This is a genomic window from Bradyrhizobium zhengyangense (genome assembly GCF_022012555.1).
Lineage (GTDB): Bacteria > Pseudomonadota > Alphaproteobacteria > Rhizobiales > Xanthobacteraceae > Bradyrhizobium > Bradyrhizobium zhengyangense.
In genome coordinates this window covers 1-1,048 of the sequence record NZ_JAKLTZ010000079.1, presented here as the reverse complement: position 1 = coordinate 1,048, position 1,048 = coordinate 1, and the positions used below count along the sequence as shown (strand labels likewise).

Annotated in this window: 1 protein-coding gene; it reads left to right on the top strand. The window is 60.4% G+C overall.

The genetic code is table 11. The annotated features are described in order from the left end of the window. Positions 1-93: 93 nt before the first annotated feature. A protein-coding gene (locus tag L6639_RS42910; RefSeq protein WP_377819257.1) for an IS630 family transposase occupies positions 94-1,033 on the top strand; the annotation gives its coding sequence in 2 pieces (ribosomal slippage) (positions 94-429 and positions 431-1,033; 939 coding nt in all). The last annotated feature ends 15 nt before the right edge of the window (positions 1,034-1,048 follow it).

Sequence of the window (1,048 nt, the reverse complement as noted above, 5' to 3'; positions counted from 1 at the left end):
TAAAGCGGGATGGTTTTAGTCTGAATCGATTTGGGATTCCCAAATCAGTTAGTTTCTGATTCACCATGCTGGCTGGATTGGAGGCCAGCATGGATGGGCAAGCCGTACTCTCTGGATCTTCGCAAGCGCGTCGTGGCGGCAATTGAGAGCGGGATGTCCCGCAATCAGGCCGCCAAGCAGTTTGGGGTGGCGATCAGCACGGCCATCGGTTGGATGAAGCGGGTCGATGAGACCGGCAGCGTTGAGCCTGGCCAGATCGGCGGCTACAAGCCGAAGGCAATTTCGGGCGAGCACGCGGTCTGGCTGTCACAACGGATCAAGGACGGCGATTTCACTATACGTGGTCTCGTTGTCGAGCTTGCGGGTCGCGGCCTGAAGGTCGACTACCACTCGGTGTGGGACTTCGTGCATGCCGAGAAGCTCAGCTTCAAAAAAAAGCGTGGCGGCTGGCGAACGCGATCGCCCCGAGGTCGCGCGGCGGCGAGCCCAATGGGCAAAGTATCAAGGTCGCGTCGAAGCTGAGCGGCTGGTCTTCATCGACGAGACCTGGACCAGGACCGATATGGCGCCCTTGCGGGGATGGGCGCCGCGCGGGAGCAGACTTCACGCCAGGGTCCCCCACGGCCGCTGGAAGACCATGACCTTCTTGGCAGCCCTGCGCCATGATCGGATCGATGCGCCATGGTTCATCGAGGGGCCGATCGATGGCGTGAGCTTCCGCACCTATGTCGAGAAGGTTCTCCTGCCGACCCTTCAGCCCGGCGACATCGTCGTCTTGGACAACCTTGGCAGCCACAGGAGCAAAGCCGTTCGCCAGCTCATCCGTTCGGTCGGCGCTAAACTCTTCTTCCTGCCAAAATACTCGCCCGACCTGAATCCAATCGAACAGGTCTTTGCCAAGCTGAAGCACCTGCTCCGCAAGGCTGCCGCGCGAACCGTCGACGCGGTCTGCGCCGCAATCGGCCGCGCACTCGATGCCTTCACCTCCGAGGAGTGCGCCCACTACCTCAAAAATTCAGGCTATCGAACTTAATGCCATCACGCTCTA